Origin of the sequence: Blautia sp. MSK20_18 (assembly GCF_020553125.1) — a bacterium.
Classification (GTDB): Bacteria; Bacillota; Clostridia; order Lachnospirales; family Lachnospiraceae; genus Blautia_A; species Blautia_A fusiformis.
In genome coordinates this window covers 19,825-33,799 of record NZ_JAJCGR010000021.1, presented here as the reverse complement: position 1 = coordinate 33,799, position 13,975 = coordinate 19,825, and the positions used below count along the sequence as shown (strand labels likewise).

The 13,975-nt window shown below is 46.8% G+C and carries 14 protein-coding genes; 4 read left to right on the top strand and 10 right to left on the bottom strand.

The features are described 5' to 3' along the window. Positions 1-72 precede the first annotated feature (72 nt). Positions 73-1,356: an O-acetylhomoserine aminocarboxypropyltransferase/cysteine synthase family protein gene (locus tag LI091_RS12100; protein WP_265191187.1), complete on the top strand. Its 1,284-nt coding sequence runs from the start codon at positions 73-75 to the stop codon at positions 1,354-1,356. A 189-nt stretch (positions 1,357-1,545) separates the two neighbouring features. Here LI091_RS12100 and LI091_RS12095 read toward each other — a convergent pair whose 3' ends face one another. From LI091_RS12095 to LI091_RS12085, 3 genes are all read right to left on the bottom strand, one after another. Next, positions 1,546-1,839, bottom strand: a complete 294-nt coding sequence (locus LI091_RS12095) for a phage holin family protein (protein WP_059086307.1) — start codon at positions 1,837-1,839, stop codon at positions 1,546-1,548. A 212-nt stretch (positions 1,840-2,051) separates the two neighbouring features. Continuing rightward, positions 2,052-3,062 carry a GGGtGRT protein gene (locus LI091_RS12090; RefSeq protein ID WP_015525727.1) on the bottom strand — a complete coding sequence of 337 codons (1,011 nt, stop codon included), beginning with the start codon at positions 3,060-3,062 and terminating at the stop codon, positions 2,052-2,054. Positions 3,063-3,102: 40 nt separating this feature from the next. Continuing rightward, the gene (locus LI091_RS12085) at positions 3,103-3,795 is read right to left on the bottom strand and encodes an iron-sulfur cluster assembly scaffold protein (protein ID WP_015525726.1); all 693 of its coding nucleotides are present in this window, start codon (positions 3,793-3,795) and stop codon (positions 3,103-3,105) included. Between the two features lie 246 nt (positions 3,796-4,041). On the opposite strand from LI091_RS12085, the gene LI091_RS12080 reads away from it, so the two are divergent. Continuing rightward, positions 4,042-4,779 (top strand): TraX family protein, encoded by a 738-nt coding sequence (locus LI091_RS12080; protein WP_015525725.1) that lies wholly within the window; start codon positions 4,042-4,044, stop codon positions 4,777-4,779. A gap of 124 nt (positions 4,780-4,903) precedes the next feature. Here the strand turns inward: LI091_RS12080 and LI091_RS12075 are convergent, their stop codons facing one another. From LI091_RS12075 to LI091_RS12045, 7 genes are all read right to left on the bottom strand, one after another. Beyond that, positions 4,904-5,572 carry a transferase gene (locus tag LI091_RS12075; protein WP_021651109.1) on the bottom strand — a complete coding sequence of 223 codons (669 nt, stop codon included), beginning with the start codon at positions 5,570-5,572 and terminating at the stop codon, positions 4,904-4,906. Further along, on the bottom strand, positions 5,569-7,620 hold the full coding sequence (locus LI091_RS12070) for a DNA topoisomerase (RefSeq protein WP_114001427.1): 2,052 nt from the start codon (positions 7,618-7,620) through the stop codon (positions 5,569-5,571). Before LI091_RS12070 ends, LI091_RS12075 begins: the two co-directional genes overlap by 4 nt. A 1-nt stretch (position 7,621) precedes the next feature. After that, positions 7,622-8,377 (bottom strand): formate/nitrite transporter family protein, encoded by a 756-nt coding sequence (locus tag LI091_RS12065; RefSeq protein WP_015525722.1) that lies wholly within the window; start codon positions 8,375-8,377, stop codon positions 7,622-7,624. 181 nt (positions 8,378-8,558) lie between these two features. Further along, a complete protein-coding gene (locus LI091_RS12060) occupies positions 8,559-8,795 on the bottom strand; it encodes a DUF3343 domain-containing protein (protein WP_015525721.1) in 237 nt (78 codons plus the stop codon). Positions 8,796-8,894: 99 nt separating this feature from the next. Further along, complete coding sequence (gene asd, locus LI091_RS12055) at positions 8,895-9,980, bottom strand: aspartate-semialdehyde dehydrogenase (RefSeq protein WP_015525720.1); 1,086 nt, start codon at positions 9,978-9,980, stop codon at positions 8,895-8,897. A 93-nt stretch (positions 9,981-10,073) separates the two neighbouring features. After that, positions 10,074-11,453 carry an argininosuccinate lyase gene (gene argH / locus LI091_RS12050; RefSeq protein ID WP_015525719.1) on the bottom strand — a complete coding sequence of 460 codons (1,380 nt, stop codon included), beginning with the start codon at positions 11,451-11,453 and terminating at the stop codon, positions 10,074-10,076. A gap of 151 nt (positions 11,454-11,604) precedes the next feature. Further along, positions 11,605-12,270: an epoxyqueuosine reductase QueH gene (locus LI091_RS12045; protein ID WP_022426266.1), complete on the bottom strand. Its 666-nt coding sequence runs from the start codon at positions 12,268-12,270 to the stop codon at positions 11,605-11,607. A gap of 129 nt (positions 12,271-12,399) precedes the next feature. Here LI091_RS12045 and LI091_RS12040 point away from each other — a divergent pair, with 129 nt between their 5' ends. Together LI091_RS12040 and LI091_RS12035 are read left to right on the top strand one after the other, a co-directional pair. Next, positions 12,400-13,167, top strand: coding sequence for an ABC transporter ATP-binding protein (locus LI091_RS12040; RefSeq protein WP_022426267.1), 768 nt, complete (start codon positions 12,400-12,402; stop codon positions 13,165-13,167). Next, complete coding sequence (locus tag LI091_RS12035) at positions 13,160-13,954, top strand: ABC transporter permease (protein ID WP_022426268.1); 795 nt, start codon at positions 13,160-13,162, stop codon at positions 13,952-13,954. Before LI091_RS12040 ends, LI091_RS12035 begins: the two co-directional genes overlap by 8 nt. Positions 13,955-13,975: the final 21 nt, after the last annotated feature.

Below are 13,975 nucleotides of genomic sequence, written 5' to 3'. Positions count from 1 at the left end.
CCTGAAACGCAGGCAAACTTCCCTGATTCGGTTAAATTCATACGAAAAACACAGCAGAAAGGACTTATCCCTATGAGCGACTATAATTTAGAGACTAAATGTATCCACTCCGGCTATACCCCATCCAAAGGCGAGCCCTGTGCACTTCCTGTCTATCAGAGCACCACTTACAAATATGACACCACCGACGAAATGGGCCAGTTATTTGATCTGAAGGCAGACGGATATTTTTACACCCGTCTCCAGAACCCGACTAACGATGCCGTAGCCGCAAAGATCGCAGATCTGGAAGGCGGTGTTGCTGCAATCCTGACTTCTTCCGGACAGGCAGCCAACTTCTACGCAGTATTTAATATCTGTGAGGCAGGCGATCACGTTGTTGCCGCTTCTACCATTTACGGAGGAACCTTCAACCTTCTTGCCGTCACCTTCAAGAAACTTGGCATTGACTGCACCTTTGTTGATACCGATGCAACAGAAGAAGAGATCGCTGCCGCATTCAAACCGAACACAAAGGTTCTCTTTGCAGAAACTATCGCCAATCCGGCTCTGGTCGTCCTGGACATCGAGAAATTTGCACACGTTGCACACCAGAACGGCGTGCCTCTTATTGTGGATAACACCTTTGCCACACCGGTAAACTGCCGTCCCTTCGAGTGGGGTGCAGATATCGTTACCCACTCCACCACCAAATATATGGACGGACATGCCGTTCAGGTAGGCGGCGCCATTGTCGACAGTGGTAACTTCGACTGGGATGCCTACGGCCATAAATATCACGGCCTGACAGAGCCGGATGAATCCTATCACGGCGTTATCTATACAAAGCAGTTCGGAAAAAAAGCTTACATCACTAAGGCTACTTCCCAGCTGATGCGTGATTTGGGCTCTATTCCGTCTCCGATGAATTGCTTCCTTCTGAACCTCGGTCTGGAAACGCTTCCGCTGCGTGTTGAACGCCATTGCTCCAACGCCCAGAAGATTGCAGAATACCTGAACGCACACGAAAAGGTTTCTCATGTAAATTACGCAGGACTTCCGGAGGATAAATATCACGCACTGGCTCAGAAATATATGAAGGATGGTCATACCTGCGGCGTTATCTCCTTTGAACTGACCGGTGGCCGTGATGCAGCAGTCCGTTTTATGGACAGTCTGAAGCTTGCCACCATCGCAACTCATGTTGCTGCTTCCATCACTATGGTCCTTCACCCAGCCAGCCATACCCACCGTCAGATGAACGACGAGCAGCTGGTTGAAGCAGGAGTTTCTCCCGGAATGATCCGTCTTTCCATTGGTATCGAAAATGTGAATGATATTATCAAGGATCTGGATCAGGCACTGAAAAATGCATAAATAACCAATTCAAAAAGGAAGGATGCATCTGCTCATGCATGATGTATCCTTCCTTTTTATGATATATTTTCTCCTACTCTCAATTATGGCATTTCCGCAAATTACCTGCATCCTGTTCTGAAAGGCTTTCTTCTGGCGCATAAATTCCTGCAGCTGCTGCATGTATCTGAAACTACCTTACAAAATCCATTATTCATCTTTTTCCAGCTGTTTGATCAGCTGGTTCACATATGTAGAAAGCCCCGCCACCAGGACTCCCTGTGTTGTGGATGTAAATACTGCCATTGCAATATCCTGTGCATTTTTACAGGAACAGGTAGCAAAAACATAAATTCCGCATATAAGGATTCCTGCACACCCCAATATCAGCGGAATATATTTGTCCTTCACAGCCTGAGCCTCCTTCAGTGCGATCCCCATAAAATACAAAGCGATCGCTGTGATCAGCAATTCCGGTTTAATATAATCCACAAGCGCTTCCATAAATATTCTCAATATCTCCCCTGCCGCTTTGATTTATTTTATGAATTTCTCCAAAAAATATTTCATAAATTCCCCAAAAATGTTAGCTACGTGTTCGCTATTGCTGTTTTTTCGCACTTTTTGAAAATATTTTGTTCTATTCCGATTCAAAAAGAAAAAGGCCATAAACCCTAAGGTTTACAGCCTTTCCCACTATTTTTCGTTATCTGAAATCAGAACTTGCCAGCGTCAGCAGCTTCCTGTACGGAAACAGCTACAGCAACTGTCATACCAACCATCGGGTTGTTTCCAGCGCCGATAAGACCCATCATCTCTACGTGAGCCGGTACGGAAGAAGATCCTGCGAACTGAGCGTCAGAATGCATACGTCCAAGTGTATCAGTCATACCGTAGGAAGCAGGACCTGCTGCCATGTTGTCCGGATGAAGTGTACGTCCTGTACCACCGCCGGAAGCAACGGAGAAGTATTTTTTGCCTTTCTCGTTGCACTCTTTTTTGTATGTTCCTGCTACCGGATGCTGGAAACGAGTCGGGTTTGTGGAGTTTCCTGTGATGGAAACGTCAACGCCCTCTTTCCACATGATCGCAACACCTTCCGGAACGCTGTTAGCGCCGTAGCAGTTAACCTTTGCACGAAGTCCCTCAGAATAGGATTTACGGAATACTTCCTTAACCTCGTTCTTATATGGATCATACTCTGTCTCTACATATGTAAAGCCGTTGATACGGGAGATGATCTGAGCAGCATCTTTTCCAAGACCATTCAGGATAACACGAAGAGGTTTTTTACGAACCTTGTTTGCTTTCTCAGCGATACCGATCGCACCCTCAGCTGCTGCAAAAGACTCATGTCCTGCAAGGAAACAGAAGCAGTCTGTCTCTTCCTCAAGGAGCATCTTTCCAAGGTTTCCATGTCCAAGACCTACTTTACGTGTGTCTGCAACGGATCCCGGGATACAGAAAGCCTGAAGGCCTTCTCCGATAGCTGCTGCTGCATCAGCGGCTCTTCTGCAGCCTTTTTTGATCGCGATAGCTGCACCTACTGTGTAAGCCCAGCAAGCGTTCTCGAAGCAGATCGGCTGAATGCCTTTGATCTGATCGTAAACGTTCAGTCCTGCGTCTTTAGTGATTTTCTCAGCTTCTTCGATAGAAGCGATTCCATAGCTGTTTAAAACAGAATTGATCTTGTCAATTCGTCTCTCATATGATTCAAATAAAGCCATTTCCTGTAACCTCCTGATATTTTCACCTTACGAAGTGTAATTACTCTTTTCTTGGGTCGATGATCTTAACAGCATCTGCAACACGGCCGTACTGACCTTTTGCTTTCTCCCATGCTGTGTTCGGGTCATCACCTTTCTTAATGAAGTCAGTCATTTTTCCAAGGCTTACGAACTGATATCCGATGATCTCATCGTTCTCATCAAGAGCGATACCTGTAACATAACCCTCAGCCATCTCAAGGTAACGAGGTCCTTTTTTCAGAGTTCCATACATTGTACCAACCTGAGAACGAAGTCCTTTTCCAAGGTCCTCAAGACCAGCGCCTACTGCAAGTCCGTCCTCGGAGAATGCAGACTGGGAACGTCCGTAAACGATCTGAAGGAAAAGCTCTCTCATAGCTGTATTGATTGCATCACATACAAGGTCTGTGTTCAGCGCCTCCATAACGGTAAGTCCTGGAAGGATCTCAGAAGCCATAGCTGCAGAATGAGTCATTCCTGAACATCCGATTGTCTCAACAAGTGCCTCCTGGATGATTCCCTCTTTAACGTTAAGGGAAAGCTTGCAAGCACCCTGCTGCGGAGCACACCAGCCAACACCGTGTGTAAATCCGGAGATATCCTTTACTTCTTTTGCCTGAACCCATTTTGCTTCTTCCGGGATCGGAGCGGCACCATGATGTACGCCCTGTGCCACTGGACACATTTCTTCTACTTCGCGTGAATAAATCATTTTAAAACTCCTTTCAAGTATAGATTGACCGATGTTATTGAGAAAAAAAGTTCGATAACACCCTATCGCTATTTTCTCACAAAACCTTTGTTTCGTCCAGTCATATTTAATAAAATTTTGCCATAAAACGCATAATATTGGTAGTTATTCCGGCAGTATTGCATGCCTAACTGTCAAATATTTCTGGCAACTGCTGTATGTATGTGATAATATATTAGCAAGTTTAACCCTGGAGGTATATTTTTCATGAATGCATCTGTGGATTCTGTTTTTCCAGAAAAATACCGCATTCTCAGCGGAAGCGCTCTGAAGATGATCGCGGTCATCACCATGCTGATCGATCATATCGGAGCTGTGCTGCTCAGTATGTATCAGCCTGCACAGAAAATCCTGTTTACACTTTTCGGCAGAGAATATACTGTATATCTTATTTTCCGCGATATCGGAAGAGCTGCTTTTCCCATCTTCTGTTTTCTCCTGCTGGAAGGCTTCCGTCATACACGGAGCCGGTTCCTCTATGGAAGAAATCTCCTTCTTTTTGCGCTGCTCTCAGAAATTCCGTGGAATCTGATGTTTACAAATACGCTGCGTTACGAAAGACAAAATGTGTTTTTCACGCTTTTCCTCGGATATCTGGCCTTTTGTGCCATCGAATATTTCCAGACCAGACCTTCGATGCAGCTTCTCTGCATCCTGGGACTGCTTGTCATTTCCATTTTTCTGAAAGCAGACTATGGATGGCGGGGGTATATCTTCCTGCTGATCATGTACTATATGCGAAACGATAAGCCAGGCCAGGCAATCCTCGGAAGCTGCTGGCTTTACTATGAATGGAGAGCCTCCTTTGCCTTTCTGTCCATTAACCTGTACAATGGAAAAAGAGGCTTCATCCGCGGAAAATCAGCAAAATATTTCTTTTACTGGTTTTACCCAGTCCATATTATGGGACTGGTCATACTTCGACAGCTTTTGTTTTTATCTTAATCCCGCCCGCTCCCGGTCGTTTCATCCTTCCACGACCAATACTGTTGCATCCATCACCCCATCAAAAAAAAGCTGCACTTTCTCAAAAGTGCAGCCTAAATGCGTGTCCAGAAGAATCTGTTTCTTATTTTTTCTTTACGATCTCTTTTGCATTTTTATAAATGGAATCCGCCGGAACACATCCACGTACCGGTGACAGCGGGTAAATATTGGAATTCCGTCCGATCACAGTACCGGGATTCAGCACAGAACCGCATCCGACTTCAACATGATCTCCGAGCATCGCTCCGAATTTCTTAAGACCGGTTTCGATCTTTTCATCCCCGTCTTTTACGACAACCAGCTTCTTGTCTGATTTTACGTTGGAACAGATCGATCCGGCACCCATGTGGGACTTATATCCCAGCACAGCATCTCCAACATAATTATAATGAGGAACCTGAACCTTGTTAAACAGCACTGCATTCTTAAGCTCTGTGGAATTTCCCACAACTGCGCCCTCACCAACGATAGCCTTGCCGCGGATAAATGCACAGTGGCGCACCTCGGCGTCTCTGCCAATGATAGCCGGTCCGGTGATACTTGCAGTCGGCGCAACTGTAGCGGATCTTGCGATCCATACATTTTCGCCCTTCTCCTCATATTCAGAAGGATCCAGTGTTTTTCCCAGCTTGATAATGAAATCTCCGATCTCCGGAAGAACCTCCCACGGATAGGTTTTTCCCTCAAAAAGCTCTGCTGCAATGGTCTCATTCAGATCCAGCATATTGCTGATAGTAAAATCTTTCATCATGATGATCTCTTTCCTCCCTGTCTGGAAGCTCGCTCCGGCTTCCTGTAGTTTACAGCGGCCGCATCAAAAAACTGCCGCAGGTTATACTGATAATTGCTTGCCTCCACCTGCCGGGTACGTACCCGCACAAAATGCTCCAGTTTGTCCATATATTCCTGTTCCGTGATGCTGCCCTCTGCCACATAGGTGAGCCCCTTTTCCCAGCTTGCCGTAAGCTCCGGGTTCAGAAGCTGCCGGATAGAACAATTTACCACATCAAAGATCATTTCCCCAAGAAGCGTTGGAGTGATCACCTGGGTCTTTTTGTTCAGTGCCAGATATTTGATGTTAAAAAGCTTCTTCAGGATCTCGGCACGGGTAGCACTGGTGCCGATCCCGCTTCCCTTGATCTGGGCTCGAAGCTCCTCATCCTCGATCAGCTGTCCTGCATTTTCCATGGCAAGGATCATGGAACCGGAATTGTATCGTTTGGGCGGTGAAGTCTCACCCTCCTTGATACTCAAACCGTTCACAGGAAGTATATCACCCTTTTTCAGCTTCTGCAACGCCTCCAGGAGCACAGTATCACAGGAAACCTCGTCTTCCTCTCCATTTCCGTTTTTCTCACTGTCTGAAGCCCTTTTCCGCGAAAAAGAATTCGTGACGATCTTCAGATAGCCTTCTTCTTTGAGAACCTTAAAGGATGAAAAGAATGCCTCGCCGTCCAGCTTCGTCACAAGACTCACCTTCTGATAAACGGCCGGCGGATAAAAAATACACAAAAATCTCCGTACAATGGTCTCGTACACACGCTGTGCAGTAAGAGACACACTTCCCAGCGCGTTCAGTCCCTGACCGGTAGGAATGATCGCGTAATGGTCTGTGATCTGCTTGTCATTCACATATCTGGTCTTTGCAATGCTTTTCCAGGATTCCATCCCCAAAACCTCTGCCGCCGCAGCACCGGCCTGCTGATAATTTCGAAGACCGGAAATATTCTTGTATATCTCCTTGGCCACTGCCGTGGAAAGAACTCTGGCATCCGTTCTCGGATAAGTCACCAACTTCTTCTCATAAAGCTCCTGTACGATCCGGAGTGTCTCGTCCGGACTGATCTTAAACAGCTTTGAGCACACATTCTGAAGCTCCGCCAGGTTAAAAAGAAGCGGCGGATTTTTGTTTTCTTTTTTTCGTTCCACCTTTTCCACAATACAGGAAAGGGGCTGGTTCACCATCAGCTGATCGATCAGCATCTGTGCATGCTCTTTTTTCCTGAAGCCGTTTTCTTTATAAAGATACGGGGACTGGAAATACCGGCTGCCTTCCACAGCTCTCCATTCACCGTCAAAATTTTCGCCTGCAAGTCCAATGCTGCCAAGGACACGGTAAAACGGTGTCTTCACAAAGACACGGATCTCCCGTTCTCTCCGCACCACCATGCCAAGAACACAGGTCATCACACGCCCAACTGCAATGGCCTGATATTTGGAATGGAGATAATTGGTGACACTGCTTCCGTAGCGCAAGGTCAGAACTCTGGAAAAATTGATTCCCATAAGATAATCTTCCTTTGCGCGGAGATACGCAGATGCTGCCAGATTATCATACTCCGAGATATCCTTCGCTTCACGGATCCCTCTTAAGATCTCTTCCTCTGTCTGGGAATCGATCCACACACGTTTCTGGACTTTCCCCTTTACTCCTGCCATCTGGGCTACCAGACGGTAGATATATTCACCCTCACGTCCGGAGTCGGTACACACATAAATGGTATCCACATCCGGCCGGTTCAGCAGTCCTTTTACGATCTCGAACTGCTTTTTGACCCCGGGGATCACTTCATATTTAAATTCGCGCGGCAAAAAAGGCAGGGTATCAAAACTCCACCTTTTAAACTTGATATCATATTTTTCGGGATAGCTCATGGTAACCAGGTGTCCTACACACCAGGTTACCACAGAATCATCAGATTCCAGATATCCGTCTTTTCTCTGACCGTTGATCTTCAAAGCCTTCGCAAATTCCTGTGCCACGCTGGGCTTCTCCGCTATGTATAAAGCCTTTGCCATACTATTTATCTGCACTCATCTTTCTAAGCGGCCATGCCAGAAGCACAGCTCCGCCAACTATATTTCCCAGTGTTACGATCACCATGCTTTTAAGCATAGCGCCGACAGACAATCCTGGCACCATACAGAATGCAACTGTAAAAATACCCATATTTGCAATACAATGCTCAAATCCGCTGACAACGAAACCTGAAATACAGATCACGATCATCAGGAACTTGCCTGACTCACTCTTCAGCTTAATGCCGCAGAGAACAGCAAGACAGACGAAGAAATTACAAAGTACCGCACGGAAAAACATCTGACCTGCCGGAATACTCAGTTTTCCGTTTATAAATCCGGCAAAATAATCTGCTGTACCGGACGCTCCGGCACCTACAAAGATCAGTGCCAGGATCAGGCAGCCCACAAAATTGCCGATGTAACTGATTCCCCAGACCTTTCCAACATCTTTCCATGATACGCTCTTGTCATACGCACCAAAAGCCATTACCAGATTGTTACCGGTAAACAGCTCTCCTCCTACCATTACGATCAGCAGGACCGCAATGGAGAACACGATGGCTCCAAGGAATTTCCCCCATTCCGGGAATGTCTTGGAAAATACATTTCCAACAACGTTACTGTAGATCATCGCCACATCAATAAAAAATCCGGCCATGATTGCCCGCATAAAGTATTTTCCGAAATTGCTGTTCAGTAAGTTTATCTTACCCTTCGCAGCGGTTGACAGTTTCTCTACATCCTCCCTGTTCATAAATAGCACCTCCACATATTTTTAGCAAGCGTGGCACTTTGTTACTGCTTCTTTGTTCACAGTAACACGCTTTCCGGAAATCTGCTTGTTATATTGTAACACTTTACCAATTATTCCACAATGAAAATGCGAAAATTTTCAAAAATTTCCGTTTTGTTACATACAACAAACAATATCCGTTTTATACCAGAACACGATAGATGCCATCCCAGGCCAGTTCCTTTTTTTTCAGGAAATTTTCTGTTTCCTCCTCTGATTGCTCCACGCATTTCCATGCCAGTCCGCACTGGGCACTGATCTCTGAAGGGATCGGGATCAGCCTTCCCGGAAATTCAGATTCCTTGGCCGTTCTTTCCATTTTCATGGCAGCCGTGGTTGTGGAAAATGTCACAACTGTAGTAATTACTTTTCTGCGCATATCTCCTTTGTTCCTTCCACATACGCAAAAACAGGACACCGGAAAAACCGATATCCCGTTTCTGATGATTTTCTTTATTTCATGTAAAGGATCCAGTTCTTATTTAGCCTGGATATATCCTTTCGCTTTCAGAGTTTCTGCACAGAGAACTGCTCCGCCTGCGGCACCTCTTACTGTGTTATGGGAAAGTCCGATGAACTTGTAATCATAAACAGTATCCTCACGAAGACGTCCTACAGATACTCCCATTCCATTCTCATAGTTTACATCCATCTGTACCTGCGGACGGTTGTCCTCCTCAAGATACTGGATGAACTGCTTCGGAGCGCTTGGAAGCTCAAGCTCCTGCGGAAGTCCCTTAAACTCAACCAGCTTCTGGATCAGCTGCTCTTTGGTAGGTTTCTTGCGGAATTTAACGAATACAGCTGCTGTATGTCCGTTGAGGACCGGAACACGTACACACTGGCATGTGATGACAGGTGTGGTAGCTGGAACGATCACGCCGTCCTCGATCTTGCCCCAGAGTCTTAACGGCTCCTTCTCACTCTTCTCTTCCTCACCACCGATGTACGGAATGATGTTGTGCTCCATCTCCGGCCAGTCCTTGAAGGTTTTTCCTGCTCCGGAAATAGCCTGGTATGTAGTGGCAACTACTTCATACGGCTCGAACTCTTTCCATGCGGTAAGTACCGGAGCGTAACTCTGGATAGAGCAGTTCGGTTTAACAGCTACAAAGCCGCGTTTTGTTCCGAGACGTTTCTTCTGGAATTCGATAACCTCGAAGTGCTCCGGATTGATTTCCGGAACTACCATCGGAACGTCCGGTGTCCAGCGGTGTGCGCTGTTGTTGGACACAACCGGTGTCTCTGTCTTTGCATATTCTTCCTCGATCGCCTTGATCTCATCCTTAGTCATATCAACTGCGGAAAATACAAAGTCAACCGTAGCTGCAACCTTCTCAACCTCGTGGATATCCATAACAACCAGCTTCTTTACTGCCTCCGGCATCGGAGTATCCATTTTCCATCTGCCGCCTACAGCCTCCTCGTAGGTCTTGCCTGCGCTTCTCGGGCTTGCCGCTACAGTAACCACCTCAAACCACGGGTGATTCTCCAGAAGAGAAATGAATCTCTGACCAACCATTCCAGTTGCACCTAAAATACCGACTTTAAGCTTTTCACTCATAATAAAACTCTCCTCATCTTGTGTCCCTCCATGGCACACATTTGTCTTTTCTGTAAATACTATACCAATTTTTCCTAAAATGCAAGCATTATCTTAATTTTTTTCAAGATACTCTTTATTCTGAGCAATCACCTGCTCCATCACGTCCGGTCCCGGCGCTCCCAGAGTCACACGTTTTTCCACGCAGGTCTTCATACTGATGGCTTCATAGATGTCCTCCTCAAACACAGGACTGATCTCTTTGTACTCGGAAAGCGGAAGCTCATCCAGAGAGATTCCCTTATCCAGACAGAGAAGGACCAGTCTTCCGACGATGCCATGAGCATCACGGAACGGTACACCGTGGTTAACCAGATAATCTGCTGCGTCTGTGGCGTTTGTAAAGCCTCTCTTTGCACTTGCCTCCATGTTGGCTTTGTTGAACTGCATAGTGGAAACCATGCCGGTAAACAGGGCGATACAGCCCTTTACGGTGTCAATGGCATCAAAGGTCAGCTCCTTGTCTTCCTGCATATCTTTGTTGTATGCAAGCGGGATTCCCTTCATGGTTGTGAGAATAGATGTCAGCGCTCCGTAAACACGGCCTGTTTTTCCACGGACAAGCTCTGCGATATCCGGATTCTTCTTCTGCGGCATGATACTGCTGCCTGTGCTGTATGCGTCATCGATCTCAACGAAACGGTACTCATTGGAATTCCACAGAATGATCTCCTCGGAAAAACGGCTCAGATGCATCATGATCGTAGAAAATGCACTGAGAAGCTCGATGACATAATCTCTGTCAGATACGGAATCCATACTGTTTCTGGTTGGTGCATCAAAGCCGAGAAGCTCTGCAGTATAGGCACGATCCAGCGGATAAGTGGTTCCTGCCAGTGCTCCCGCTCCAAGCGGACAGGTATTCATTCTCTTACGGATATCAAAAAGTCTGTCACGGTCTCTGCGGAACATCTCAAAATATGCGCCTACATGGTGTGCCAGAGTTACCGGCTGTGCCTTCTGAAGGTGGGTAAATCCCGGCATGTAGGTGTGAACATTCTCTTCCATGATCTTCTGCAGGGCAAGAAGAAGGTCCTTCAGCTCCTTATCTGTCTCATCGATCTCGTCGCGGACATAAAGCTTCATATCCAGAGCTACCTGGTCATTACGGCTTCTTCCTGTGTGAAGCTTCTTTCCGGCATCTCCGATACGGTCGATCAGGTTTGCCTCCACGAAGCTGTGGATATCCTCATACTCCGCTGTGATCTCCAGCTTGCCTGCTTCCACGTCTGCAAGGATACCGTCCAGTCCTTCTGTGATCTGCTCCTTTTCTTCCTCTGTCAGGATCCCCTGTTTTGCAAGCATGGCAACATGTGCCTTGCTTCCACGGATATCCTGTCTGTAAAATTTTTGATCAAAGGAAATGGATGCGTTAAAATTGTAAACCAGCTTGTCCGTTTCTTTTGTAAAACGGCCTCCCCATAACTGTGCCATATTGATTCTTCCTCACTTTTCTTTTTTGCGGCAGAACTGTCTTCTCCGGACATACACGAGCTCCGTCTCCCGGACGTCTGCACTTTTCTGTGTTAGTGTAACATATTTTTATAAAAATGCAAAGTTTTTCATAATTATACGTTTGCTGTCTTCAGCCGTTGTTACTGTTCACTCGGTTCTCAGTAACCAGCCGTTCTCTGTCCATGGCTTCTTTCTTTGAAAATACACAGCCGCAGTAATTCTGCCGGTACAAAGCATGCTCATGAGACAGTTCAATAGAACGCTTGTAGCCATTCTTTTTCTTAAAATCTGAAGTCAGATGTGGCACTTTATAGATTTCTGCCAGCTCCTCGCCAATCTCATTGATCTTCTGTGCATTTTTCAGCGGACTGATACTTAATGTTGTGGTGAAATAATCATATCCTCCCTCCTTCGCCAGCTTTGCCGCCTCTTCCATCCGCAGGCGGTAACACCGAAAGCACCGTTCTCCTCCTTCCGGAACGTTCTCCAGGCCTTTGGCCATCTCGTAAAACTCCTCCGGGTCATACCGTCCCTCCACCAGCGTTACCGGATGGACAAACTCCATCTCCCCGATCAGGCGGCGGATCTCAGCCACGCGGTGTGAATATTCCTCCACCGGTGCAATATTGGGATTATAAAAAAATATCGTGATTTCAAAATACTGCGACAGATATTCCATCACATAGCTGCTGCATGGCGCACAGCAGGCATGCAGAAAAAGTCTGGGGGTTTTCCCTTCTTTCTGGTTTCTTTCAATCAGTTTATCCAGTTCTTTCTGGTAGTTTCTCTTGTTCAATGTTTGTAATTCCTTTCTCTATGACTGTTTTCAGGCAGACATCAAAGTATGCATCTCTGCCATTGGCCTTCTCATGTTTCAGACATATGATAATATTATATCATTATCTACGAAAAGGAGGCAACATCCATGAATCCTGTCCTGAAAGTGCGGGACGTGTGTCTCTCCTATCACACATTGTCCGGTGAGACACCCGCCCTTTCTCATATATCCTTTGACCTGATGCCCGGTGAATTCCTGTCCATTGTAGGACCTTCCGGATGCGGAAAATCCACTCTTCTGAATCTCATTGCCGGCCTGCTCACTCCGGAGCACGGTTCCATTACTCTGGGAGACCGTCCGATATCCTCCGGCAGTGCCGCTGTAGGATATATGCTCCAGAAGGATCATCTTCTGGAATGGCGGAGCATCTACAAAAACATCCTTCTCGGCCTGGAGATCCGGAAAGAGCTCACACCTGAAAAACTGGCACATGCAGAAGCCCTTCTTCAGACCTACGGTCTGGACCGTTTCCGTGATGCCCGCCCTTCCCAGCTTTCCGGCGGAATGCGCCAACGTGCCGCTCTGATCCGGACCCTGGTGCTGGAACCGGAGCTCCTTCTTCTGGACGAACCATTTTCCGCTCTGGATTACCAGACCCGCTTAAATGTCAGTGATGATATCGGAAAAATCCTCAAAAGCTCCGGCAAGCCTGCGATCCTGGTCACTCACGATATCTCAGAGGCCATCAGCATGGCCGACCGGGTACTGATCCTTTCTGCACGTCCTGCCACTGTACGAAAGATCATTGATATCGATCTGGATATCAGCGACCGCACTCCCCTCTCCTCCAGAAATGCTCCGGATTTTAAGAAATATTTTAACATCATATGGAAGGAGCTCAATGAAAATGCCTGAAATTTCCAGACAGCAGAAACAATACCTTGCACGGCAGAAAAAAGAAAAACACATTATCCTGGCTGCACGGACACTTCTTTTTGTTCTGTTTATGGGACTTTGGGAAATATCCTCTGATCTTGGATGGATCGATTCCTTTATCTTCAGCAGTCCTTCCCTGATCGCAAAGACCTTTCTTTCCATGTGCAGGGATCAGTCCCTGTTTGCACATATTGCCGTGACACTGGCAGAAACTCTTGTCAGTTTCTTTTTTGTTGTGATCCTGGGTGTAGGAACCGCAGTACTTCTCTGGTGCTCCCGACGGATCGCACGGATCCTGGAGCCATGTCTGGTGGTACTGAACAGTCTCCCGAAATCTGCTCTGGCCCCTCTTCTGATCGTATGGCTTGGTGCCAACGAACGTACCATTGTGGTCGCCGGCATGTCTGTAGCCATCTTCGGTTCCGTTATCAATCTGTACTCCGGCTTCTGCCAGGCAGATCCGGAAAAGCTGAAGCTGATTGAAACTCTGGGGGGACACAAAAAGGAAAAGCTTCTGAAGATCGTCCTGCCCTCCTCCGTTCCTCTTATCCTGAGTGTGATGAAGGTCAACATCGGGCTTTGCCTGGTGGGCGTGATCATCGGAGAATTTATCGGTGCCCGAAAAGGCCTGGGATACCTGATCATTTACGGAAGCCAGACATTCAGGCTTACATGGGTCCTGATGTCCATTGTGATCCTCTGCATCATTGCCATGCTGCTGTATTTTGCACTTTATCTTATTGAAAAGCAGGTCCGGAAGCATTAGCTGTAAAAAGGGCGTGTAAAA

What these genes read in the sequence shown, in the direction of transcription:
- LI091_RS12100 (WP_265191187.1), top strand. Translation starts at nt 73, where the DNA reads ATGAGCGACTATAATTTAGAGACTAAATGTATCCACTCCGGCTATACC.
- LI091_RS12095 (WP_059086307.1), bottom strand. Translation starts at nt 1,839, where the DNA reads ATGGAAGCGCTTGTGGATTATATTAAACCGGAATTGCTGATCACAGCG.
- LI091_RS12090 (WP_015525727.1), bottom strand. Translation starts at nt 3,062, where the DNA reads ATGGCTTTATTTGAATCATATGAGAGACGAATTGACAAGATCAATTCT.
- LI091_RS12085 (WP_015525726.1), bottom strand. Translation starts at nt 3,795, where the DNA reads ATGATTTATTCACGCGAAGTAGAAGAAATGTGTCCAGTGGCACAGGGC.
- LI091_RS12080 (WP_015525725.1), top strand. Translation starts at nt 4,042, where the DNA reads ATGAATGCATCTGTGGATTCTGTTTTTCCAGAAAAATACCGCATTCTC.
- LI091_RS12075 (WP_021651109.1), bottom strand. Translation starts at nt 5,572, where the DNA reads ATGATGAAAGATTTTACTATCAGCAATATGCTGGATCTGAATGAGACC.
- LI091_RS12070 (WP_114001427.1), bottom strand. Translation starts at nt 7,620, where the DNA reads ATGGCAAAGGCTTTATACATAGCGGAGAAGCCCAGCGTGGCACAGGAA.
- LI091_RS12065 (WP_015525722.1), bottom strand. Translation starts at nt 8,377, where the DNA reads ATGAACAGGGAGGATGTAGAGAAACTGTCAACCGCTGCGAAGGGTAAG.
- LI091_RS12060 (WP_015525721.1), bottom strand. Translation starts at nt 8,795, where the DNA reads ATGCGCAGAAAAGTAATTACTACAGTTGTGACATTTTCCACAACCACG.
- asd (WP_015525720.1), bottom strand. Translation starts at nt 9,980, where the DNA reads ATGAGTGAAAAGCTTAAAGTCGGTATTTTAGGTGCAACTGGAATGGTT.
- argH (WP_015525719.1), bottom strand. Translation starts at nt 11,453, where the DNA reads ATGGCACAGTTATGGGGAGGCCGTTTTACAAAAGAAACGGACAAGCTG.
- LI091_RS12040 (WP_022426267.1), top strand. Translation starts at nt 12,400, where the DNA reads ATGAATCCTGTCCTGAAAGTGCGGGACGTGTGTCTCTCCTATCACACA.
- LI091_RS12035 (WP_022426268.1), top strand. Translation starts at nt 13,160, where the DNA reads ATGCCTGAAATTTCCAGACAGCAGAAACAATACCTTGCACGGCAGAAA.